This is a genomic window from Wocania arenilitoris (assembly GCF_021728535.1).
Classification (GTDB): Bacteria; Bacteroidota; Bacteroidia; order Flavobacteriales; family Flavobacteriaceae; genus Wocania_A; species Wocania_A arenilitoris.
Genome location: NZ_JAKKDU010000004.1, coordinates 175691 through 199615 on the forward strand (window position 1 = coordinate 175691; position 23925 = coordinate 199615).

The 23925-nt window shown below is 32.7% G+C and carries 17 protein-coding genes and 1 pseudogene; 4 read left to right on the forward strand and 14 right to left on the reverse strand.

Features of this window, described 5'->3' with window-relative positions:
* Positions 1 to 29: 29 nt before the first annotated feature.
* The 5 genes from L3X37_RS04670 to tamL all read right to left on the reverse strand — a co-directional run bounded on the left by L3X37_RS04670 (position 30) and on the right by tamL (position 7703).
* Positions 30 to 2291, reverse strand: coding sequence for a polyribonucleotide nucleotidyltransferase (locus L3X37_RS04670; protein WP_237239006.1), 2262 nt, complete (start codon positions 2289 to 2291; stop codon positions 30 to 32).
* A 182-nt stretch (positions 2292 to 2473) separates the two neighbouring features.
* Positions 2474 to 2743 (reverse strand): 30S ribosomal protein S15, encoded by a 270-nt coding sequence (gene rpsO, locus L3X37_RS04675; protein WP_237239007.1) that lies wholly within the window; start codon positions 2741 to 2743, stop codon positions 2474 to 2476.
* A 125-nt stretch (positions 2744 to 2868) separates the two neighbouring features.
* The gene (accD, locus tag L3X37_RS04680) at positions 2869 to 3726 is read right to left on the reverse strand and encodes an acetyl-CoA carboxylase, carboxyltransferase subunit beta (protein WP_237239008.1); all 858 of its coding nucleotides are present in this window, start codon (positions 3724 to 3726) and stop codon (positions 2869 to 2871) included.
* 246 nt (positions 3727 to 3972) lie between these two features.
* Positions 3973 to 5040 carry a class II fructose-bisphosphate aldolase gene (gene fbaA / locus L3X37_RS04685; protein WP_237239009.1) on the reverse strand — a complete coding sequence of 356 codons (1068 nt, stop codon included), beginning with the start codon at positions 5038 to 5040 and terminating at the stop codon, positions 3973 to 3975.
* Between the two features lie 134 nt (positions 5041 to 5174).
* A complete protein-coding gene (gene tamL, locus L3X37_RS04690) occupies positions 5175 to 7703 on the reverse strand; it encodes a translocation and assembly module lipoprotein TamL (RefSeq protein ID WP_237239010.1) in 2529 nt (842 codons plus the stop codon).
* Positions 7704 to 7903: 200 nt separating this feature from the next.
* On the opposite strand from tamL, the gene L3X37_RS04695 reads away from it, so the two are divergent.
* Complete coding sequence (locus L3X37_RS04695; protein ID WP_237239011.1) at positions 7904 to 8623, forward strand: TrmH family RNA methyltransferase; 720 nt, start codon at positions 7904 to 7906, stop codon at positions 8621 to 8623.
* Positions 8624 to 8668: 45 nt separating this feature from the next.
* Here L3X37_RS04695 and porT read toward each other — a convergent pair whose 3' ends face one another.
* Both porT and ubiE read right to left on the reverse strand, forming a co-directional pair.
* Positions 8669 to 9400, reverse strand: coding sequence for a type IX secretion/gliding motility protein PorT/SprT (gene porT / locus L3X37_RS04700; protein ID WP_237239012.1), 732 nt, complete (start codon positions 9398 to 9400; stop codon positions 8669 to 8671).
* Between the two features lie 2 nt (positions 9401 to 9402).
* Positions 9403 to 10131 (reverse strand): bifunctional demethylmenaquinone methyltransferase/2-methoxy-6-polyprenyl-1,4-benzoquinol methylase UbiE, encoded by a 729-nt coding sequence (ubiE, locus tag L3X37_RS04705; protein ID WP_237239013.1) that lies wholly within the window; start codon positions 10129 to 10131, stop codon positions 9403 to 9405.
* 117 nt (positions 10132 to 10248) lie between these two features.
* On the opposite strand from ubiE, the gene trkA reads away from it, so the two are divergent.
* Positions 10249 to 11607: a Trk system potassium transporter TrkA gene (gene trkA / locus L3X37_RS04710; RefSeq protein ID WP_237239014.1), complete on the forward strand. Its 1359-nt coding sequence runs from the start codon at positions 10249 to 10251 to the stop codon at positions 11605 to 11607.
* An 81-nt stretch (positions 11608 to 11688) separates the two neighbouring features.
* Positions 11689 to 13116 (forward strand): TrkH family potassium uptake protein, encoded by a 1428-nt coding sequence (locus tag L3X37_RS04715; RefSeq protein ID WP_237239015.1) that lies wholly within the window; start codon positions 11689 to 11691, stop codon positions 13114 to 13116.
* A gap of 236 nt (positions 13117 to 13352) precedes the next feature.
* Here the strand turns inward: L3X37_RS04715 and msrA are convergent, their stop codons facing one another.
* From msrA to L3X37_RS04735, 4 genes and pseudogenes are all read right to left on the reverse strand, one after another.
* On the reverse strand, positions 13353 to 14015 hold the full coding sequence (msrA, locus tag L3X37_RS04720; RefSeq protein ID WP_237239016.1) for a peptide-methionine (S)-S-oxide reductase MsrA: 663 nt from the start codon (positions 14013 to 14015) through the stop codon (positions 13353 to 13355).
* 170 nt (positions 14016 to 14185) lie between these two features.
* A pseudogene (locus L3X37_RS04725) lies at positions 14186 to 15667 on the reverse strand (IS1182 family transposase).
* Positions 15668 to 15848: 181 nt separating this feature from the next.
* Positions 15849 to 18200, reverse strand: a complete 2352-nt coding sequence (locus L3X37_RS04730; RefSeq protein WP_237239017.1) for a sodium-translocating pyrophosphatase — start codon at positions 18198 to 18200, stop codon at positions 15849 to 15851.
* Between the two features lie 130 nt (positions 18201 to 18330).
* Positions 18331 to 18858, reverse strand: coding sequence for an inorganic diphosphatase (locus tag L3X37_RS04735; RefSeq protein ID WP_237239018.1), 528 nt, complete (start codon positions 18856 to 18858; stop codon positions 18331 to 18333).
* Positions 18859 to 19042: 184 nt separating this feature from the next.
* Between L3X37_RS04735 and L3X37_RS04740 the strand changes: the two genes are divergently transcribed.
* Entirely contained in the window at positions 19043 to 21253 is a 2211-nt protein-coding gene (locus L3X37_RS04740) for a M1 family metallopeptidase (RefSeq protein ID WP_237239019.1), read from the forward strand.
* A 14-nt stretch (positions 21254 to 21267) separates the two neighbouring features.
* Here the strand turns inward: L3X37_RS04740 and L3X37_RS04745 are convergent, their stop codons facing one another.
* Genes L3X37_RS04745 through L3X37_RS04755 form a run of 3 tightly spaced genes read right to left on the reverse strand, consistent with a single transcriptional unit; the run spans position 21268 to position 23923 of the window.
* Complete coding sequence (locus L3X37_RS04745; protein WP_237239020.1) at positions 21268 to 22755, reverse strand: cellulose synthase family protein; 1488 nt, start codon at positions 22753 to 22755, stop codon at positions 21268 to 21270.
* On the reverse strand, positions 22755 to 23444 hold the full coding sequence (locus L3X37_RS04750) for a glycosyltransferase family 2 protein (protein WP_237239021.1): 690 nt from the start codon (positions 23442 to 23444) through the stop codon (positions 22755 to 22757). The genes L3X37_RS04745 and L3X37_RS04750 overlap by 1 nt, the downstream gene beginning before the upstream one ends.
* Positions 23441 to 23923, reverse strand: a complete 483-nt coding sequence (locus L3X37_RS04755; protein ID WP_237239022.1) for a toxin-antitoxin system YwqK family antitoxin — start codon at positions 23921 to 23923, stop codon at positions 23441 to 23443. The genes L3X37_RS04750 and L3X37_RS04755 overlap by 4 nt, the downstream gene beginning before the upstream one ends.
* Positions 23924 to 23925: the final 2 nt, after the last annotated feature.

Here is a 23925-nt window from a genome sequence, read left to right on the forward strand (position 1 = left end):
TGGCTTTTAAATTATAGAATAAAAAGGAATTAATCCTCTTTGTTATCTTCTCTAGGTTTTCTATCGTCTCTGCGATTATCTCTGTTGCGATTATCACGTCCACGATTATCTCTACCTCTGTTATCTCTACCACGATTATTATCTCTTGGTGGTCTAGCCACGTAGCCTTCTGGTTTTGGTAAAATAGCTTTACGAGAAACTTTCTCTTTACGTGTTCTAGAATCTACGCCAAAATACTTAACATCAAATACATCTCCCATGTTTACAACATCAGATACATTCTCAGTACGCTCCCAAGCCAATTCGCTTACGTGTAATAAAACCTCATTTCCTGGAGCATCTACATATTCAACAACAGCACCAAAATCAAGCATTTTAATTACTTTTACTTCGTATACGCTACCAACTTCAGGCTTAAACATTAAAGAATCTATTTTTGCCATAACAGCATCAATACCTTTACTGCCTACGCCTAAAACTTCAACAACACCTTCTTCAGTAACTGGGTCTTCATTAATAACAATAGTAGTCTCAGTTTCTTTCTGTAATTCTTGAATTACTTTTCCGCCAGGACCAATTAACGCGCCAATAAATTCGTTAGGAATACGTCTTGTAACCATTGTGGGAGCATGATCCTTAACTTCAGCATTTGGCGTAGCAATAGTTTCAGTAATCTTACCTAAAATATGTAAACGACCATCACGAGCTTGTTTTAAAGCATTTACAAGAATCTCGTATGATAATCCTTTTACTTTAATGTCCATTTGGCAAGCTGTAATACCATCTTCAGTACCTGTTACTTTAAAGTCCATATCTCCTAAATGATCTTCATCACCTAAAATATCTGAAAGTACAGCGTATTTTCCAGAATCAGCATCCGAGATTAATCCCATTGCAATACCAGAAACAGGTTTCTTTAATTGAACCCCAGCATCCATCATTGCCATAGTACCAGCACAAACCGTTGCCATAGAAGAAGAACCATTAGATTCTAAAATCTCAGAAACAACACGTACTGTATAAGGGCAATCCTCTGGTACCATCCCTTTTAAAGCACGTTGCGCTAAGTTACCGTGTCCTACCTCACGACGAGATGTGCCACGAATTGGTCTTGCTTCACCTGTAGAAAAAGGAGGGAAGTTATAATGTAAATAAAAACGCTCTTCACCTTCGAATGATGGCATATCTATTTGGTTGGCTTCTCTACTTGTTCCTAATGTTACAGTAGCTAAGGCTTGAGTTTCTCCACGAGTAAATATAGAAGAACCATGAGTAGAAGGTAAATAATCTACCTCACACCAAATGGGTCTAATTTCATCCGTTTTTCTACCATCTAAACGTAAGCCTTCATCTAAAGTTAAATTTCTAATGGCCGATTTTTGAGCTTTCGCTACATATTTATGTATTAGTTTTCCTAACTCTGCTTGCTCTTCTTCTGAGAACGACTCAAATACGTCTTCTTTTATCTTACTAAATGCTTCTCCACGTTCATGCTTTGCAGAACCTGCTTTAGCAATGGTATACGTTTTATCGTAAACCATATGATGAATTTTCTTCGCTAAATCTTCATCTTCAACTGCTGGCTCGTATTCACGAACTTCTTTTTTGCCAAACGCTTCAGCTAATCTAACTTGAGCAGCACATTGCACTTTAATCGCTTCGTGCGCAAACTTAATAGCATCAGCCATTTCTTCTTCAGAAATCTCATCCATTTCACCTTCAACCATCATCACAGAATCAGCTGAAGCGCCAATCATCATATCGATGTCAGACTCTAATAATTGAGCACGGGTTGGGTTGATTACAAATTCACCATTAATACGACCAACTCTGGCTTCAGAGATTGGGCATTCGAATGGGAAATCTGATAATTGAATAGCCGCAGAAGCTGCTAAACCTGCCATGGCATCTGGCATAACTTCATCGTCATGAGACATTAATTGAATCATCACCTGAGTTTCAGAATGATAATCTTTTGGGAATAACGGACGTAAAACACGGTCTACCAAACGCATTGTTAAAACTTCGCCGTCACTCGGTCTAGCTTCTCTTTTAAAGAAACCACCAGGGTATCTTCCTGCTGCAGCAAATTTTTCTCTGTAGTCTACCGTTAAAGGTAAAAAGTCTACATCGGCAGCGTGATAGTTGGAAACAACTGTACACAAAAGCATACATTTTCCAGATTGCACAACAACAGAACCATGTGCCTGTTTTGCTAATTTTCCGGTTTCAATAGAAATTTCTCTACCGTCACCGAGGTCTATAACCTCTTTAAATGTTTGTGGAATCATAAATTTTTTCTTGTAATTCAAGCATAATCGTGCTCAAATCATGTTAAACAATGGTCGTTGTGTTGTGTGTAGTTGTTGTGTGTTGACCAATAAAAAACTGTAATAAGCTTCTTCAATGCACGGTTTAAACTCTGTGCGAGAGTTATATTAAAACAAAAAAGAGGCTATTATAGCCTCTTTTATTATTTTCTTAATCCTAATTCTTTTACTATGGCACGATATCTTAAGATATCTTTCTTAGTCAAATAATCAAGTAAAGCACGACGCTTACCTACTAATTTCACAAGAGAACGCTCAGTATTATAATCTTTACGATTGTTTTTTAAGTGTTCAGTTAAGTGATTAATTCTGTGCGTAAACAATGCAATCTGTCCTTCTGCAGAACCAGTGTCCTTTGCATTTTTACCGTGTTTCTTGAAAAGTTTTTCCTTTTCTTTTTTTTCTAAATACATGCTAATATTATTGTAAATGATTTTTATGTATACGAAAGATTTTCTTTCGAGCGGCAAATATACGCTTTTTTATTAATTTACAAGGTTATTAATAAAAAAGAATAAGCACTAGAAAAGTCTTATTTTTAAGCTCTTATGGGCTGATTTGTAATTAAATCAATGTACTGATTAATCTTGTTTTTTAATTCGTTTCTGTGAGAGATAAAATCTAAGAAGCCATGCTCTAATAAAAATTCGGATGTTTGAAATCCTTCTGGTAATTCCTTTCCGGTAGTATCTCTTACAATACGTGGCCCTGCAAAACCAATTAAAGCTCCAGGTTCTGCAATGTTAATATCACCTAACATAGCAAACGAAGCTGTTGTACCACCAGTTGTTGGATCGGTACAAAGTGAAATGTATGGAATACCTGCATCAGCCAATTGTGCTAATTTTACCGATGTTTTTGCTAGTTGCATTAATGATAATGCGGCTTCCATCATACGTGCTCCTCCAGATTTTGAGATAATCATAAAAGGCAATTTTTTCTTCAAGGCATAATCTGCTGCTCTGGCAATTTTTTCACCAACAACACTACCCATAGAGCCCCCAATAAAAGCAAAATCCATACAAGCTATTACTAAATCTTTCCCTTTAGATTTTCCAACTGCACTACGCACTGCATCTTTTAACTTAGTTTTTTCTTGTGCCGCCTTTAAACGGTCGGGATATTTTTTTGTGTCAACAAACTTTAAAGGGTCTTTAGATTCTAAGTTTGCATCTAACTCTTTAAATTTATTATCATCAAAAAGTATTTCGAAATATTCTTTGCTTCCAATTCTAACGTGATAGCCATCTTCTGGACTGACATAAAAGTTTTGTTCTAACTCTTTTGTGTCAATAATTTTACCAGTTGGAGATTTATACCAAAGCCCTTTTGGAGTGTCTTTTTTTTCTTGAGTACTTGTTTGTATTCCTTTATCTTTTCTTTTAAACCAAGCCATATTTAAAATTACGGTTTTAAATCCTTTGATTGTACTAAGGACAAGTTTTAAGATTTACAAAATTTTTTAAGGATAATTTGTATATCGTAAATCTAAGCACAAAATTAAGTCTTTTTTTAATTTTAGAGTAATACACAATGATTTTATTAATTATTAACTTGTAACTATTTGTATTGTAGTGTTTTAATAAAAAAAAGACCATGAATTAAAGAGGGTCTTTTTATATAATTGTAGTAAAATTATTTATTATAAAGTATTTACATTATTTAAATCTTCAAAGGCCTTTTTTAGTCTTGTTACAAAAGTTTTTTCACCTTCACGTAGCCAAACTCTTGGGTCGTAATATTTTTTATTTGGAGAATCATCGCCATCAGGATTACCTATTTGTGCTTTTAAATAATCAGCTTTGTCATCCATATAATCACGAATTCCACTCATAAAAGCGTATTGTAAATCCGTATCAATATTCATTTTAATTACACCGTAGCTAATGCCCTCACGAATTTCTTCAACTGTAGAGCCCGAACCTCCATGAAATACAAAATCGATATGATTATCCTCTACACCGTATTTTTCTGAAATATATTCTTGAGAATTTTTCAAAATTTTAGGTGTCAATTTCACGTTTCCAGGTTTGTAAACACCGTGTACATTACCAAATGCTGCAGCAATTGTAAATTGTGAACTTACTTTACTTAATTCTTCATAGGCATATGCAACTTCTTCAGGTTGAGTATATAGCTTTGAATCATCGACATCAGTATTATCTACGCCATCTTCTTCACCGCCAGTAATTCCTAATTCAATTTCTAATGTCATGCCCATCTTAGACATTCTTTCTAAATATTGTTTGCAGATTTCAATATTATCTTCTATTGGTTCTTCTGAAAGATCAATCATATGCGAGCTAAACAAAGATTTTCCAGTTTCAGCAAAATGTTTTTCACTAGCATCTAACAATCCATCTATCCAAGGTAATAGCTTTTTTGCACAGTGATCTGTATGTAAAATTACGGGAACACCATAAGCTTCTGATAAGGTGTGAACATGCTTAGCGCCAGCAACTGCACCTGCAATAGCTGCTTTTTGTCCATCGTTATTTAATCCTTTACCAGCATTAAACTGTGCTCCACCATTTGAAAATTGAATAATTACAGGAGCGTTTAAATCTCTAGCAGTTTCTAAAACACCATTAATAGTATCTGAACCAATAACGTTAACAGCAGGAAGTGCATAATTATTAACTTTAGCATGGTTAAAAATAGCTTGTACCTCTTTACCTGTTGCAACACCTGGTTTTATATTATGTCCCATTTTTATTATTTAATTGATTAAAAATTAATAGGTTTCAAAAGTAATCAATTTTTAAATAAATAAGAGTGTTTTTTTAAGTTGAAAAGCGTAAAACTACACTAAAACGTTATAGTTTGTATGTAAAAATAAACAGATTAAAACGGATAGTTTATGCCAATGTTATAAACGGCATTAGAGAAGTTGTAATCGTTAAACCATCGGTTTTGGTCTCTGTAAAAAGGGTCGTATGTTTTAAAGCCAACATCGAAACGAAAAACAAAAAAACTAAAGTCGTAGCGCAAACCAAAACCAGACCCTATGGCAATATCTTTTAATGAGTCTAAACTTGTAAAGGTAGCATTGTTGTCTTCAACATCATCGAGAGCATTCCATATGTTACCCGAATCAATAAATACGGCACCGTTTAAGTTTTCAAATATATTAAAGCGTTGTTCTAAACTAAATGCCAATTTTAAGTTAGCTTCATTAAATTCGTCATTAGTTACAGAGCTGCCTGGGCCTAAGTTATAAGCTGTCCAAGCACGATTGTCGTTGGGGCCACCAGCAAAAAAACTTTTAGCAAAAGGTATACTGGATGAGTTTCCGTAAGGGATTGCAATACCAAAAAAGCTACGTAATGCTAAAACATTTTTTCTGCCTAAATTCCAATGTTTTACATAGTCGAATTCTGTTTTTATATATTGAGAATAGGCGACATTAAATAGTTCGTAGCGATTATCTTCATTTTTATTTAGTCCTAAAAGTTTTGAAGTATTGGCAAGTAAATTTCCAGCGGCTTCTACTTTAAAACGAAAGATTGAAAAATTTTCATCAAATAAATTTTGTCTTTTATCTTGAGTAAAACTAAAGCTTGATGAGAGAATAAGATTGTTTTCAGTTAATCTATTTTTACGCTCGTTTATAGCAGATACCGTTTTGTAGTCATTATCAGTAGGAGTTAAAGAGGTGTTATCATTTAAAACATCACTTAGAAAAGCATCTGTTTGTTCTGGGAATAACAAATCCTCTCCATTATTGTAATTAATAGTGTTAGATATATTATTTAACGCGTTGTAAGAACTTTGATAAACACCAAAATAATTTCCAATATTAAGATTTCTAACATATTGTATATTAAACAAATCGAGTCTATTAGTAGCAATAGTATTAGGGTTCCATTTAAAATTGAATGAACCTACAAAGGTTTGTTTATCTAAGCCTATATTTGTTTGACTTGTAGCTGATAAACCAATCCGGGTTGTTGGCGACATGTATTTTGGTATTAGGTTCTCAGTATAAAACGGCGAAAATAATCGAGGGATAGTTAGTTTTAAATCAACTCCAAGTTCATTAATATCAAAAAACTGATTGCGATTATCGCCGGCATCATCTGAAGCGCCAATAGATCCAATGGCGGAAATTTCGAAAGTTTCAGCGCCTCTAAAAATATTTCTAATAAGCAAGCTTGGGTTTAAGGCTAAGCCAATGGTTTGTATGTTGCTTTTAGATACTTCGGCACTAAATCCTAAACCGAATTTTTTTAAAGGTGTTAATTTAATGGTATTTGAAAGGGTGTTATCATTATTCTCTATATATTCAATAGTTGGGTACTTAAATGTTTGTAATTCGTTTAAATGTCTAAACGTTCTAGTTCTATTAATGTCTTTAAAAATGCTCCCCGGATTAATAACAACAGCATCTGTTATTGCTCTTGGTCTATACCTCATTTTTCCATAACTCAGTAATTTGTAACCGCCATATGAAATAGAATCTTGAAATGGTTTATTTCTGTTTTCAAAAGTATAATCCGTTATAATGTTTACGTTGTCAATGGTATAAATCTTGAAAGGTTCTCGTAAAATAGTGTCTTGACTTCTTATGGCTCTATCTTGAATGATAATATCGATATTTGCCTTTTTGTCTGTCTCTACAGTGTCAACTGTAAACCGAATATAATCTTGATTAAAATGATAGACACCAGAGTTACGCATTTCGGTTGCAATTCTATCACGCTCTAAGCCAAGAATAGGGTCGATAATATACTGATCACCTTTTTTTATTAAAGCTCTTTTTTTAATTTTTTTGTATAAAGAATCAATAACAGGGGATTTAATATTTTTTGTAATGGAATCAATAATATATGGTTCGCCGTGTTTTACAAAATAGTCAATACTTGCTCTTTTATTATCTTTTGTGTTTATTTTATAGTTTACATCAACATTACTCAAGCCATTTAATTTGTAATAAGATTTTAAACGTTTTACAGTTTTTTTTGTTTTCTCTTCATCAACAATTACTGGTGGCTCGCCAGTTTTTTTTAACCAATTATTAAACCCTAAAGCAGAGTTTTTAAGTCTATCAACTTGCTTTTGTGAATACGCTTTGTTTAATCGTTCACGTCTATTGGGTTTTTTATCAAGCCAAGCTTCAAAAATAGAATCCCTGTTTGGGCGCGCTAAATTGTATATATTAAGCCTTAAATTACCAATTAAGGGTAGTTTGCTGTTTGGTTTTTGATGTAATAAACTGGTTATGGTTTCAGTTTTACTTTTTTTATCATTAACATAAACCGTATTTTCTACCAGCAAATGCTCATCTTCAGCAACTCTTTTAACGGTATTACAAGAGGTTATATATCCTGCAATAAAAAATAAGATTAGTATTTTTAAGAGTTGTTGGTACAAACGAAATTGTATTTAATTCAAGTTAAGTATTTAAGAGTTTGTTTTAATTAAAAAGAAATAATACTAAAGGCCTAACTTATGGACTCAAAAATACATTATTTCCTCAGAAAACACCTAAATTATTTAAGTGTAATGTAACCTTATTAATATTTTTCATTTCTTTATAAAAAATAAAAATGAAATAATAAAAAAAGATTTTAATGCTCTCTAAAAACCAAATAAAATTTATAACGTGTTTAAAGCAAAAAAAATATAGAATGCAACATGGTTTTTTTGTTGTTGAGGGTGTTAAAACAATACAAGAGCTGTTGCAGTCTAAATTTGTACTTCATGCTTTATATACGACAGAATCATTCAATATTGATGCCAAAGATGAAATTTTAATTTCTGAAACCGAATTAAAACGTATTAGTTTTTTAACGACACCAAATAAAGCATTAGCAGTTTTTAGAATACCCGAACCAAAATCTATTAATAGAAAAGGTTTAATTGTAGCACTTGATGCCATTAGAGATCCTGGAAATTTAGGTACCATTATTAGACTTTGTGATTGGTTTGGAGTTACAGATTTGGTTTGTAGCAAAGCTACTGTTGATTGTTTTAACCCCAAAGTAATACAAGCTACAATGGGATCAATAGCTAGAGTTAATATAAATTACGTGGATTTGGTTGATTTTTTGAATGAAGTAACTTTGCCAGTTTTTGGTGCCTTTATGGATGGAGAAACCGTTTACACTAAAAAATTGCTAAAAGAAGGTGTTTTAGTTATGGGAAATGAAGCCAATGGTGTTTCAAAAGAAGTTGAGGCTATAATAACAGAAAAAATATCTATTCCAAGATTTGGAAATTTACAAGCTACTGAAAGTTTAAATGTAGCTACAGCAACTGCTATTTTTTTAAGTGAGTTTAGGAGGAGTTAATTGTTAAGTTATTGGTTTTACAACAAACAATTAAACGACAAGCTTTTACTGAAACGTAAAATTAATAAAAACCCCACGTGTTTTCATGTTAGCAATATTACTTGTCCATGGGCTATTAGGATCTTCATCTCTAATAAGCTCATCATTAATAGCAAAAAGACCACGAATAGAAGGTGTAAACTTAAAATTATATAAATACAAATCTATGCCAAAACCAAGCTCATAAAACAGCATATTTTTTTTGGTTCTAAATTGCCCATTGCTATTATCATTTGGATTGGTTTCGTTACTTGAAAGATTTAAAGCCGTAGAAAACCCTCCAACAATAAAAGGCTTAAAATTATTAATACGTTTTGTTGAAACTTTTACTAACAAGGGAATATGAATGTATGTAGATTTTACCTCTCTGGTTAAATCGGAGCTGTTAAAATCAGGAAAACCTTGAAAATAGGTTTGACTATAATATAGCTCTCTTGTAGTAATTAATAAACCAGGTTCTAAACGTAAATCGATAAACTTATTTATGCGTAAATTTCCTATTAAGCCAACACTAAAACCAGGACTTCTTTTTACATAAATATCTCGTAAATCGTTATTATAGTCAAAGTTAAAATCGTAATTGTTAACACCTAGAAAATAGCCCCAACGTAGTAGATTATTATCTGTGCTGCCTTTTCCTTGGTTGGCATCATAAGTTACTTTTTCTTTTTTAAAGAGCTGAGCCTTAGAAGTTTGAACTACTAAAAGAAATGTTAATAACAAAAAAAGGTGCTTCATTTTTATTGTTTTGATGCTGTATAGATGGTCGCAACCCCAAAGGTTTGCGGAAAATCTTCAACATTAATAAACCCAATTTCTCGTAAAATATTGTTTAACGCTTCACCATAAGGAAAAACTGATGCTGATTCGCATAAATATTTATAAGCAGTTCTATCTTTTGAAAATACTTTGCCAATAACAGGTAAAATGTTTTTTGTATAAAAATTATAACCTTGTTTATATGGTGTCTTTTCTGGTATTGATGTTTCTAAAATCACAAAAATGCCGTTAGGTTTTAAAACGCGAAGTATTTCTTTTAAACCATTTTCTAAAGTTTCAAAATTACGTACACCAAAAGCAACAGTAATAGCATCAAAGCTATTGTTGTTAAAAGGCATACTTTCAGAATCACCTAGAATCATTTCAATTTTAGATTCTAATTTTTTCTTTTTAATTTTTTCTTTTCCAATATCTAGCATGCCACTACTAATATCTAAACCTACAATTTTAGTAGCATTGGTTTCAGCAAGATTAATAGCTAAATCACCTGTTCCTGTAGCAATATCTAAAACAGTTTCAGGTTGTTTTTCTTTAACCAATTTAACTACCTTTTTTCGCCATTTAATATCTATACCAAAGGATATTACGCGGTTTAATCCATCGTAATCACCAGAAATGGTGTCAAACATTTTGGTAACCTGTTCCTTTTTGCCTAAATCACTATTTTTATATGGTTTTATTTTTGACAAACCTCAAATTTTTGCACAAATATAAACTATTAAAGACCTATTAAGAAACTTCAAAACAAATAATTGTATTACATTAAAATACTATATATTTGTTATACTTATTATGGATATTTACTAATGAAAATAATCATTGCAGGAGCTGGTGAAGTTGGATTTCATTTAGCAAAGCTATTATCGTACGAATCTCAGGAAATTACGTTAATAGATCCCAACAAACTTAGTTTAGTGTATGCTGAGTCGCATTTAGATATTAAAGCGTTAAATGGAGATGCTACATCGATAAAGATGCTTAACGAAGCAAAAGTCAGTTCAACAGAATTGTTTATTGCGGTAACTTCTTCGCAAACTACTAATATTACAGCTTGTGTTTTAGCCAAACAATTAGGTGCAAAAAAAACCATTGCACGTATTTCTAATACAGAATTTATTGACTTTAAAGATGAAGTAGGATTTACTAAATTTGGAATTGATGAGTTGATTTCTCCCGAGCAATTAGCAGCCCAAGAAATTGAATTATTACTAAATCAATCGGTTTTTAATGATACTTACGAGTTTGAAAATGGCGCGTTAACCATGTTAGGTTTAAATTTAACCAATACCGCCAAATTTATTGGTAAATCTGTTAAAGAAGCTGCTCAAATGATTCCAGATGTTCATTTTTTTCCAATAGCAATTCAGCGTCAAGGTTCTCATTTAACAATAATTCCAAGAGGATATACAACATTAGAAGAAGGCGACCATGTGGTGTTTATTACATCAAAAGGTGGTGACGAGGAGTTGTGTAAATTAGCAGGTATTTACAAAACTGAGATTAGAGATGTTATGATTCTTGGTGGTGGAAGAATAGGAAGGAAAACATCAAAAAGTTTAGCTAAAAAAAGCAACGGAAGATTTAATGTTAAGCTAATAGAAAATAGTAAAGAACGCGCTTTTGAATTAGCAGATAGACTACCAAACACATTGATAATTAAAGGTGATGGTAGAAATGTAGAACTTTTAGAAGAGGAAAATATAGCTGAAATGGATGCCTTTATTGCTGTTACAGGAAATTCTGAAACGAATATTATTTCAAGTCTAGTAGCAAAAAATAAGGGTGTTAAAAAAACCATTGCACTCGTTGAGAATATAGATTATTTTGAACTTTCTCATTCTATTGGTATAGATACCTTAATAAATAAAAAACTTTTAGCAGCAAATAGCATATTTAGATATATTAGAAAAGGAGATGTTGTAGCTATGACAAAGCTTAGTAGCATGGATGCTGAACTTTTAGAGTTTATAGTAAAGCCAAAATCGAAAATTTGTAATAAAATTATTAAAAATTTAAACTTTCCAGAAACAGCAATTATAGGAGGAGTTATTAGAAATGGAGAAGGAATGCTTGCTCTTGGTAACTTTCAAATAATAGAAGGAGATAGAGTAGTAGTGTGCTGTTTGCCAACTTCAATTAAAAGAGTTGAAAGTTTTTTCTTTTAGCCTAAAAGCATTTGTGTGAAACTTAATTTTAAAATTATAATCCACTTTTTTGGTCTACTATTATTGTTTAATGGAGCTTTTATGCTTTTGTCAGCAATTGTTAGCTTTATTTACAAAGACGGAATTACCTTAAATTTATTTTTAGCAGGAGTTTCGGTTTTGGTTTTGGGAGTAGTATTTATGCTGTTGTCTTTAAAGCATAAAAAAGAAATGAATAAGCGCGAAGGTTATATTGTTGTAACTTTTGGTTGGATTATAATGGCACTTTCAGGTGCTTTCCCGTACATGTTTACAGGAGCTATCCCAAACTTTACTAATGCTTTTTTCGAAACCATTTCAGGGTACACCACTACAGGAGCTACAATTTTAACAGATATTGAAATATTACCAAAAGGAATACTATTTTGGAGAAGTCTAACACATTGGATTGGTGGCATGGGAATTATAGTTTTAGCTATAGCTATTCTTCCTTTACTAGGAATTGGAGGTATGGAGTTGTTTGCTGCCGAAGCACCAGGGCCAAGTGCCGATAAATTGCATCCAAGAATTACAGATACTGCTAAACGGTTGTGGCTTATTTACTTTGGATATACTGCAGCTGAAACTATTTTGTTAAACGTTGCAGGAATGTCTTTTTTTGATGCCATAAATCATAGTATGTGTACCTTATCTACGGGTGGTTTTTCTACCAAAAATGCGAGTTTAGCACATTATAATGGTCAACCTATAATTCAATATATAGTGATATTATTCATGTTTTTAGCTGGAACAAATTTTGTGTTGAGTTATTTTGCGTTTAAAGGGAAAATTCAAAAAATTCTTCAAGATGAAGAGTTTAAGCTCTATTTTAAATTCATTATTGTATTTACAGTTATTTCGGCATTAATCATTTATTTTAGGGCAGATGTGTCTGCTTCTTCAATAGACCATCCAATGGTTTTTGGTGAAGCAGAAAGTGCTTTTAGACATGCTTTATTTCAAGTGTTATCTGTTATTACTACAACAGGTTTTATTACAGCAGATTTTACCATGTGGACACCCTTTTTAGTTGTGTTCTTTTTTGGGTTAATGTTTCTTGGTGGTTCAGCAGGTAGCACCTCTGGAGGTGTAAAAGTGGTAAGACATTTGTTAATGATTAAAAATGGTTTTTTAGAGTTTAAACGTACCTTGCATCCTAATGCTATAGTACCAGTGCGTTATAATAAAAGAGCTGTTTCAGGTGATATTGTTTTTAACATTCTGGCCTTTTTTATTTTATATATGTTATCCTTTATTATTGGTGCTTTAGGTTTTTCTATGATGGAAATTGATTTTAGATCTTCCATAGGTTTGGCAGCATCAAGTTTGGGTAATGTGGGTCCAGCTTTAGGCGATTTTGGTCCCGTTAATAGCTATGCTACTTTACCAAGTACTGGCAAGCTATGGTGTGCTTTTTTAATGCTCTTAGGTCGTTTAGAGCTCTTTACTGTGCTTATTTTATTTACGCCTTTCTTCTGGCGAAATAGATAATAATTTTAATATTTTTTCTTACAATTAATTTGATAAGGTTTCGTTTATTTGTTTGTAGATTGTGCACATATGTCCCGATTTATAATTTATGCTGTCTATCAATACTTCGTTAAGATTTTACGGTACTAGAGCTGCCTAAAATCTTAACGAAGTATTGAAGTAATATAAAACTATAAAAACAGAAAATGCCAATAGTTTATATCGGGGTTTTAATATTATAAGATTCAATTTATTAACTAATGACTTTTACTTTTAAGTAACTCTTTTGGGTAATTAGCTTTAAACCTATTTAATCTAGGAATAGATACATTTTTTATATAAGGATGATTTGGATGTAATCTTTCGTAGTTTTGGTGATAATCTTCGCCTACCCAAAACTTTTGAAATGGATAAACTTCGGCAGCTATTTTTGCATTTAGTTTTTTTGCTAAGGCCGCTTTCTTTTTTAAAATAACTTGCTTTTGGGCTTCATTTTGATAAAAAATAATAGAACGGTATTGCGAACCATGATCTGGACCTTGCCCATTTAATTGAGTTATATTTTGAGATGCAAAATACACATCAACCAAAGTTTCAAAGCTAACAACTTTTGGGTCGTAAATAATCTCTACAGCTTCAGCATGTCCTGTGCTTCCTGTGTTACTTGATGCATAAGTTGGGTTTTTTGTATGTCCGCCAGCATATCCCGAAATTGATTCTTCAACACCTTTTACGCTTTCGTAAATAGCCTCAACGCACCAAAAGCATCCGCTTGCAAAATAAGCACGTGCTTTTCCTTTTTTAATAGGTACTTCTATAGGTTCTGCGTTAATTACATCGAGTTGCTTTTTATTTACTTGGGCAGTATTTTGACAACTAAATGTTAATGCTAATGCCAATAAAGGGATAATACGTTTCATGATTTATATTTTTCTTTTTTAATAGACGTATAAAGATACAAAACCTTTGCATGGATTTGATAAAAGTGTGTTAAATAAAAGAAACCGTCTCATTAACAAAAAGAGGCGGTTTTTTCATTTTATGGAGAAATAGGTTTGATAAATTCTATTTTTGATTTTAGTTAAGTCATTTAAGCCATTTTTTTGCTCATATTATGCGCTAAAGCATGTAAACCGAACTCTAATTCTGCTTTTTCGATACCTTTATGATTAAATCGTTTGAAGTTTCGGTTTGATTTGTCCAAAAACAAGTTCTACATCAGCGGTACGTTTTTTACGCCGCTTTAATCCATCATTACTTGTTAACCTTTCCCTCATAATCTGTTTATGACCCTCCAGATTGTGATTTCTCTCTATTTTTCTATTATTGTATTTAGAGCGATGGCATACTGCTCGTAATGGACAACCATGACAGTTTTGAGTTTGATAGACACTATAAGTTTGCTTATAGCCAGATTTTGTAGTTTTCTTTGTGTGATAGATGTTGTTTATTTGCTGTCCCATCGGACAGATGTAACAGTCTTTTTCAGCATTATAGTATAAATTATCTCTGTGGAAATCATTTTTAGCTTTTTTCTTTTTCTTTGATTTATAAGTTTGCTCTTCTTTATCAAAGGGGTTGTATTTCACATAGGCTTGAATACCTTTTTGCTCTAGTAAATCATAGTTTTCTTCACTGCCATAGCCTGCATCTGCGGTGAGGTAATCGGGAAGCGTTTCATACAGATACTCATAAGATGCTATATGAGGTTTTAAAGTATGTATATCGTTAGTGGTTTGATGTATGCTGTAATGGATAACAAATTGAGACTCTGAACTGATTTGCACATTATAGCCTGGTTTAAGCTGGCCGTTAAGCATGAGATCTTCTTTCATGCGCATAAAAGTGGCATCAGGATCAGTTTTGCTTTAACTGTTGCGCCCTGCAAGTACCTTTTCTTGCTGCTCGTACTTTTCAAGGTTAGCTGGAAAATTCTTTTCAATATAGCGTGCTTTGGCTTTTTGTTTGCTTGTTGTCTTTGGATTGCCTTTAAGTATTTTGTTAATCTTTGCAGCAGTTTTGGTTCCTTTATCTTTATCTATTTACTTAAAGTCTGGTGGCGTAGGGTCTTTGTCTTCTACATTGGCTATGCTCTGGGCATATTGCCAAAGTTTTTCCAACTGCTTAGACATTTTTCTGTACGGGTTTTAATAGCATTACACCATACAAAAGTATATCTGCCCGCCATGGATTCTATCTTAGTGCCATCGGTATAAACTTCCTTAAGGGTTACCAAGCCTTCATCGGCTAATAATAACACGATTTGCTTTAAAATATCCTTAAAAATGGTTTTGAGTTTGTTACTTCGAAAACGAGCAATAGTATTATGGTCGGCAATTTGATTAGCCGATAACCACATGTAATTGATATTCTCGCGTATGGCTTTTTCTATTTTACGTGAAGAATAGGTGTTATCCATGTAGACATAAACCATAATCTTGAGCATCATCTTTGGGTGATAACTAGGCTTACCTTCTCTATGGTATTGATTAATCAATAAATCAAGGTTAAGTTGCTCAATAACTCCGTTAACCACACGTACAGGATGCTCGCTAGGAATAAGTTCTTCAATACTAGGTGGAAAAAGCCAATTTTGCTACTGATTGTAGTTTTTAAAATTAGTATTCATATGTCTGATATTCAATATATAAGACACAAAAGATCATGCACATAATCATTGTTTTTTTAACAAAAAAAAAAGCTGCCTCGATTTTGAGACAGCTTCTTAATTTTTATTAATCAATTATGGTTTATTAGCTATTATCTGCTTCTTTTAAGTCTGAAACAGCTTGTTTTACTTCAGCTTCAGTACCTTCAAAGGTTTGGTAATTTGTAGTTTTTTCTCCATTTTCGTTTACTACAGTAGTTACAATTGCTTTAAAAACACCTTCTTCAAGCTCACTCATTTCTACTTTAATTTCTTTTGAAATATTTTGAGTAACTAACTCAGTAGTTTCTTTTTCTTCAGAGTATGCTGCAACACCTTCTGCTGTAATTGCAATACTAGGAGCAATAACTAAAGCTACAACACTCATTAATTTTAATAAGATATTTAATGAAGGTCCAGAAGTATCTTTAAAAGGGTCTCCAACGGTATCACCTACAACTGCAGCTTTATGAGCGTCTGTTCCTTTTTTACCTTGTTCTTCAATAGTTTTTTTAGCGTTATCCCAAGCACCACCAGCATTAGATTGGAAGATTGCCATAAGTACACCACAAGTTGTAACACCAGCAAGTAAACCTCCAAGCATTTCTGCACCACCAATAAATCCAACAGCAACAGGAACAGCAATAGCTAATAACCCAGGTAATACCATTTCTTTAATAGAAGCCTTTGTTGATATATCTACACATTTATCATATTCAGCATAACCATCAGCAGCATCAAAAATTTCTCGTTGTTCTTTTGTTGCTTTAGACATATCAGAATCTACTGCTCTCATTACTTCTAGAGCCGCTTTCAATTGTGGAATATCTCTAAATTGACGTCGTACTTCTTCAATCATTGCCATAGCAGCACGACCAACTGCATTCATTGATAATGCTGAAAACACAAATGGCAACATACCGCCAACTAACAATCCAGCCATAATATTTGGCTTAGATACATCAATTGCGGTAACACCAGCAGTTTTCATAAAAGCAGCAAATAAAGCCAAAGCAGTTAATGCTGCAGAAGCAATAGCAAATCCTTTACCAATGGCGGCAGTTGTATTGCCAACAGCATCTAATTTATCTGTACGTTCTCTAACTTCACTTGGTAATTCTGCCATTTCAGCGATACCACCAGCGTTATCAGAAATTGGTCCGTAAGCATCAACAGCTAATTGAATACCTGTATTTGCTAACATACCTACCGCAGCAATAGCGATACCGTATAAACCTGCATAATGATGCGATACTAAAATAGCAGCAGCAATTAAAATAATTGGAATTGCAGTACTCATCATCCCAATTCCTAATCCAGCAATAATATTTGTAGCTGCTCCAGTTTCTGACTGAGCAACAATAGAGTTTACAGGTTTTTTACCTGTACCCGTATAATATTCGGTTACTTTACCAACAGCTAAACCAGCTACTAAACCAGCAATAGTCGCCATAAAAACACCCCAAGATCCGAAAGGTAAACCTTCAACAGATTCTGGGATTAAAGCATTAATAATAAAATAAGATGCGACAACCATTAAGCCTGCCGAACCAAATTCTCCAATATTTAAAGCTGTTTGCGGATTTCCTCCATCTTTTACTCTAACAAAGAATGTTCCTATAATAGACATAATAATTCCAACAGCGGCTAGTACTAATGGTAAGTATACAGCGCCTAAACCATTAAAATCTGGTGTTAAAATAAATGCACCTAATACCATAGTACCTATAATTGAACCAACATACGATTCAAATAAATCGGCTCCCATACCAGCAACATCACCAACATTATCACCAACATTATCTGCAATTGTTGCAGGGTTTAATGGGTGATCTTCTGGAATACCAGCTTCAACTTTACCAACTAAATCTGCACCAACATCTGCAGCTTTAGTATAAATACCACCACCAACACGAGCAAATAATGCAATTGAAGATGCACCAAGTGAGAATCCAGAAAGCACATTAAGTACTTCGTTTAGCCCCCAACCCATTTCACTATATAAGGCAAATAAACCACTTAGCCCTAAAACACCAAGTCCTACTACACCAAGCCCCATAACAGCACCACCTGCAAAAGCAACTTCTAAAGCTTTTCCAAGAGATGTTCTTGCTGCACTTGTGGTTCTTACATTTGCTTTTGTAGCAACTTTCATTCCTATAAATCCTGCTAATGCAGAACAAATAGCCCCAACAATAAATGATACAGCGACCATTCCGTTAGACCCAGCTTCAGCATTTCCTTTAAAGTACAATAGAATAGCAACAGCAACTACAAAAATTGATAAAATTTTGTATTCAGCTTTAAGGAAAGACATAGCACCATCTGCAATGTTTTTTGCTATTCTTTTCATTTTATCGGTACCTTGATCTTGTTTAGAAACCCATGCGCTTTTTATAAACACAAATAAAAGTGCTAGTACACCAAAAAGTGGTAAAATTTTTACAATTAATTCCATATTAAAATTAGTTAATTATTTAGTTATTATTTTTTTAACGAGGCTAAAAATAGGAAAATATAAGTGATAAAAAAAACCACCTTAAATTCAAGGTGGCTTATTTTTAAATTAATATGTTTTTAGCGCCTGTTTAAATAGTGAAAGTTCTTTTCTTCTTGTGTTCACTTTCATCATAACGCTTTATGCATTCGTGGTAAATTTTGGTAGCTTCTTCAGAATTACCCCAACCGCCTGTATCTACTTTTTTCTTTTCTAAATCTTTGTATACTTGAAAAAAATGTTCAATCTCTTTTAGTCTGTGAGGGTTTAAATCTGAAATATCAGTTCTTTTACTCCAAACAGGGTCTGAAACAGGTACGCAAATTATTTTTTCGTCAGGACCTTTTTCATCAGTCATATGAAACACACCAATAGGTTTAACTTCCATAACCACCATGGGGTAAGTTGGTTCTGTTCCTAGTACAAGCACATCCAATGGGTCTTGATCTAAGGCCAAAGTTTCAGGAATAAATCCATAATCTCCTGGATACATCATAGATGAAAATAAAGTTCTATCAAAACGAATTTTATGTAATGTAAAGTCGTATTCGTATTTATTTCTACTTCCTTTAGGTATTTCAATCAATACATCAAAAGTTAATGCTTTTTTCTTACTCATATTTAATCTCTTTTTTGGGCTGCAAAGGTACTGAACACTTATTCTTAAAACAACTAAAAGCACTTACAATTTCTAGTATTTGTAATTACCTAATTTTAAGTTAATTTCATAATCTTTTTAAAAGTTAAACTGCTAATATTTATTATATTGTGCATGACTAACTCATTTAAATATTTTAAAAATCATGCGACATATTCTCCTAGCATTTCTTATTCTTTTTTCAATTAAAGCTCAAGCCCAAAAGTGGCAAGGTAAATTTGAACCCATTGACAATATGATTGCAGCTCCAAATATATATCGTACGGCAAGTGGTGCACCTGGAAAAGCATACTGGCAACAACGTGCTAATTATAAAATTAAGGCTGTTTTAGATGAAGCTAATAATACGATTTCTGGTGAAGAAACCATTACTTACTTTAATAATTCGCCAGATGATTTAAGTTATTTATGGATTCAATTAGAACAAAATGTAAATAAAAAGGAAAATGAAGATTTTGGAAGTATAAATAACAATATAAGAGAAGGAATAAATGCCAGACAAATGCAATTTCTCACTAGAGCTATTGATTTTCCTGCTGGCTATTCTATAAAATATATAAAGGATGGAAATGGAAACCCTATAAAATCTTTAGTTAATAATACAATGATGAAAGTTTTGCTTGATACACCTTTAAAATCGGGTGCATCAATGAGTTTTTCTATCGCTTGGTCTTACCCAATAACAGATCGTAGCATGTATTTGCTTTCTAGAGAAGGTTACGAGTATTTTCCAGAAGATGATAATACGGTTTATTTAATTGCGCATTGGTTTCCTAGAATGGCTGTTTATAATGATACTGAAGGTTGGCAAAATCAGCAGTTTCAGAAATTAGGTGAGTTTGCTTTAGAGTTTGGTGATTACGAAGTTGAAATTTCTGTCCCTGAAGATCATACTGTAGCATCAACAGGAGTTCTTCAAAATAGCGAAAAAGTATTGTCAAAAACACAACAGAAACGATTAGATGAAGCTCGTAAATCACTCGATAAACCTATAATGATTATTACAAAAGAAGAAGCTGAGGCTAATGAAAAAACAAAATCAAAAAAATTAAAAACGTGGAAATTCAATGCAAAAAATATTCGCGATTTTGCATTTGCATCGTCGCGTAAGTTTATTTGGGATGCACAGGCTGTAAAGTTGCCAACTAATACTGTTATGGCGATGTCTTTTTATCCAAAGGAAGGTTTACCTGTTTGGAAAGAAGAATCTACAAAAGCGATTATGCATGCTTTAGAAGTATATTCTGAAGCAACTTTTGATTATCCTTACCCTGTTTGTATTTCGGTAAATACATCAAATATTGGTATGGAATTTCCAATGATTAGTTTTAATGGTGGACGACCGAAAAATGGAAAAATAAGTGACCGTGCTAAACAGGGTATGATTGGAACTATAATTCACGAAGTAGGGCATAATTGGTTTCCGATGATTGTAAGTTCAGACGAAAGGAAATGGATGTGGATGGACGAAGGGTTGAATACATTTTTAAATATACGTACTGTGGCAGAGCGTTATCCAGATTTTAATACTAAAACTCCAAAGAGTATTGTGCCATTTATGAGTGGTGATAAAAATATTTTGAGACCTATAATGACGACTTCGGATAATGAATTGATGAGTCAATTTGGGGCTAATTTTTATTTAAAACCTACTGTTGGCTTACAAATGTTGCGTAACTCAATTATTGGTAAAGAGTTATTCGATCAAGCTTTTAAAGAGTATGCTAACCGCTGGAAATACAAGCATCCAAATCCGGGAGATTTATTTAGAACTTTAGAGGATGCCACAGCAACCGATTTAGATTGGTTTTTTAGAGGTTGGTTTTTTACAACCGATAATGTTGACATGGAGCTAGCCGATGTAAAATGGTTTAAAGTTTTTGAAGAAAACACAAACATTGAAGACCAAAAGAAAAAATCTCAATTTAAAATTGAAGGTGAAAACGCAGGTAAAAAAGCTAAAGATTTTTCTAGCGGACCAGAAGTTATAAATATGGCTGCAACTCCAGATGCAGCTTATGGCCAGTTTTTATCTAGAATTGATGAAGCGGAAGTTAGAAAACAAGTGTCAGGAAAAAATATTTATGAAGTAACTATTAAAAATAAAGGCGGATTAATTATGCCTGTTACCATCGAATGGATTTATACTGATGGATCAAAAGACTTAGATAAATTACCTGCTCAAATTTGGCGAAGAAATGAATACGAGGTTAAACAAACATTTATAAAAGAAAAGGAAGTTGCTAAAGTAAATCTAGACCCTAATTTTGAGTTTGCTGATACTGATATGGATAACAATAGCTTTCCAAAAGTTGATGCAAAATCAAAGTTTGATGAGTTTAAAGAAAACAACTAGCACAAAAATTAAAACTAAACTTTAGAAGTTAACGATTTTACAAACACATAACCAAACCCAAAAAAGAGCATAAGGTGAAATGGGAAAAGACCAAAATCGCCACCTTGATTACCAACTATAAATGCACTGTACATTCCAAAGGCAAAGTATAACATTAAAAGTCCTTCGAAAATAACGTTTACCGAAAGTCTTTTTTTAAGGTATTTATTCTTTTTCCAAGCATCTTTAATGTTGCCTATATTAAATTTAGGCGTGCGTACAAATTCACTTTTTTTGCCTAAATGCCCTTCTAAAACGGCAATAGAATTATGTAAAGAAAAGCCCATAGCTATAGAGAAAAAAACAAAAAACATCCCTATGTAATTCATAAAGTTTTTAATACCACCACCGTAAATTTTTCGATACATAATCCAGTAACAAATAAAAAATATAACCGTGCTTGCTACAAAGAAACTCATAACAATAAAGTAAGGTTTTAAGTGTTCAAATTCATTTTTTATATAAAGCATAGGAATACTCAAAATTGCCACTATTAATATGTTTAAAAACATAGTGCTGTTTAGTAGATGTAGTAAACCGTGAACTTTTGTTTTAGACGAAATATTTTTGTTTTTTAATACTTTCCACATCATTTTTCTAAAGTTTTCAGCACCTCCTTTATTCCATCTAAATTGTTGCGAACGTGCTGCACTAATAACTATAGGAAGCTCTGCTGGTGTTTCTACATCCTCTAAGTATTTAAATTTCCAGTTTTTAAGTTGAGCACGATAACTCAAATCTAAATCTTCTGTAAGGGTATCGCCTTCCCAATTTCCAGCATCTATTATACACGTTTTTCTCCAAATACCAGCTGTACCATTAAAGTTTATAAAATGGCCTTTGCTATTTCTTCCTACTTGCTCTAAAGTAAAATGTGCGTCTAAGGCAAATGCTTGAATTTTGGTAAGTATTGAAAAGTCTCTATTAATATGCCCCCAACGTGTTTGTACAACACCAATATCGCTATTTTTAAAATAAGGCACTGTGCGTTTTAACCAATCTTTTTGAGGTAGAAAATCTGAATCAAAAATGGCAATAAACTCACCTTTTGCAACTTCAAGTCCTTCTTTTAATGCACCAGCTTTAAATCCTGTTCGTATTTTTCTGGTAATATGTTTTATGTCTAAACCTTTAGACTGAAGTTTTTTAATATGAGTACGAGTAGTTTCAACAGTTTCATCAGTAGAATCATCTAAAACTTGAATTTCTAGTTTTTCCTTTGGGTAATCAATTTTTGCAATATTATCCAGCAAGCGTTCCATAACATACATTTCGTTATAGACAGGAAGTTGAATAGTTACAAAGGGTACTTCTTCTGGATTAGATAAATTGAATTTTAAATCGGTGGTACTTTTTTTTGCAGATAAGTAGTTAAATAATAGGTTTAACTGAGCCAATGCATACATAAAAATGAGCAATAACGCAATGGTATAAACAACAATAATTACGGTTTCTATATACATTATTTAAAACTGTATTTAAAAATCCAAGTCAATATTTTTATGCCTGCAAATATAGCACCTTTTACTGTTCCTGAAACTTTTGAAATGCCAATTCTATTTCGATAATTTACCGGCACTTCAACATAACTTAGTTTTTGTTTTAGGGCTTTAAGTTGCATCTCAACTGTCCAGCCATAGGTTTTGTCTTCCATTTTAAGAACCAAAAGCTTATTGTATTTTATTGCTCTAAAAGGGCCTAAGTCTGAAAACGTTGCATTAAACATTAATTTCATTAAAAAGGTAGCTAACCAATTCCCAAATATTTGAGGCATGGTCATAGAACCTTTTTCACGTAGTCGTTTTACTCGCGCTCCAATTACAAAATCTACATCATCTTTAATTATTGGTGCTACTATTTTTTCAAGCTCTTCAGGGTAATCACTATAATCGCCATCTAAAAAAACAATGATGTCTGGTTTATCTTTTTTGTTAGAAATGTAATCCATTCCTTTTAAACATGCGTAACCATACCCACGTTTATTTTCTTTAAGAACTGTAGCGCCAGCTTTTTTGGCGTTTTCTTCAGTAGCGTCACTTGAGTTGTTACTCACTACAATAATTTCTTCAACTATCGATGGAATATCTTTAATAACATGTGATATGGAGTCAGCTTCGTTATAAGCTGGAATAATTACGTTTATTTTAGTCATTTTAAATCTTTAAGATTATTGTCTTTTCTGAAAGACTTAAAATCTGTCCATTCATTAATCTGTTTACCTTCTTTAAAGCGTTTAGCAGAAACTAATTCTTTATTAAAATACATGAAACAATAACCGTTTTTCAAATTGTTTTTTAGCTGGCATTTATGATTAATTTTCCCTATATTATCATAAATTAACCACCAATTATTCTTCTGTCCATTTATAAAATGTCCTTCACTTTCTTTAGTGCCATTTTCACGGTAAAAATACCAATATTTTATAGGCTTATTGTTTTTGAAATGACCTTCTTTTTGCACTTTACCGTTAGGATAATAAAATGTCCAATACTTGGTTTTCGTATCGCCATTTAGCCAACCCTCAGCTTGCAGACTCCCATTGTTGTAATAAATTCTCTTATATGTTTTTTGCGCATTACTCTCGATAGTAAAGCAACATATTAAACTAAAAATTATAATTGAATACTTCAAAA

Bases quoted from the DNA above. Each gene is read 5' to 3' on its own strand.
- L3X37_RS04730 (WP_237239017.1), bottom strand. From the start codon at position 18,200: ATGGAATTAATTGTAAAAATTTTACCACTTTTTGGTGTACTAGCACTT.
- L3X37_RS04740 (WP_237239019.1), top strand. From the start codon at position 19,043: ATGCGACATATTCTCCTAGCATTTCTTATTCTTTTTTCAATTAAAGCT.
- trkA (WP_237239014.1), top strand. From the start codon at position 10,249: ATGAAAATAATCATTGCAGGAGCTGGTGAAGTTGGATTTCATTTAGCA.
- fbaA (WP_237239009.1), bottom strand. From the start codon at position 5,040: ATGGGACATAATATAAAACCAGGTGTTGCAACAGGTAAAGAGGTACAA.
- msrA (WP_237239016.1), bottom strand. From the start codon at position 14,015: ATGAAACGTATTATCCCTTTATTGGCATTAGCATTAACATTTAGTTGT.
- L3X37_RS04670 (WP_237239006.1), bottom strand. From the start codon at position 2,291: ATGATTCCACAAACATTTAAAGAGGTTATAGACCTCGGTGACGGTAGA.
- accD (WP_237239008.1), bottom strand. From the start codon at position 3,726: ATGGCTTGGTTTAAAAGAAAAGATAAAGGAATACAAACAAGTACTCAA.
- rpsO (WP_237239007.1), bottom strand. From the start codon at position 2,743: ATGTATTTAGAAAAAAAAGAAAAGGAAAAACTTTTCAAGAAACACGGT.
- L3X37_RS04745 (WP_237239020.1), bottom strand. From the start codon at position 22,755: ATGTATATAGAAACCGTAATTATTGTTGTTTATACCATTGCGTTATTG.
- porT (WP_237239012.1), bottom strand. From the start codon at position 9,400: ATGAAGCACCTTTTTTTGTTATTAACATTTCTTTTAGTAGTTCAAACT.
- L3X37_RS04695 (WP_237239011.1), top strand. From the start codon at position 7,904: ATGCTCTCTAAAAACCAAATAAAATTTATAACGTGTTTAAAGCAAAAA.
- L3X37_RS04715 (WP_237239015.1), top strand. From the start codon at position 11,689: ATGCTTTTGTCAGCAATTGTTAGCTTTATTTACAAAGACGGAATTACC.
- L3X37_RS04750 (WP_237239021.1), bottom strand. From the start codon at position 23,444: ATGACTAAAATAAACGTAATTATTCCAGCTTATAACGAAGCTGACTCC.
- L3X37_RS04735 (WP_237239018.1), bottom strand. From the start codon at position 18,858: ATGAGTAAGAAAAAAGCATTAACTTTTGATGTATTGATTGAAATACCT.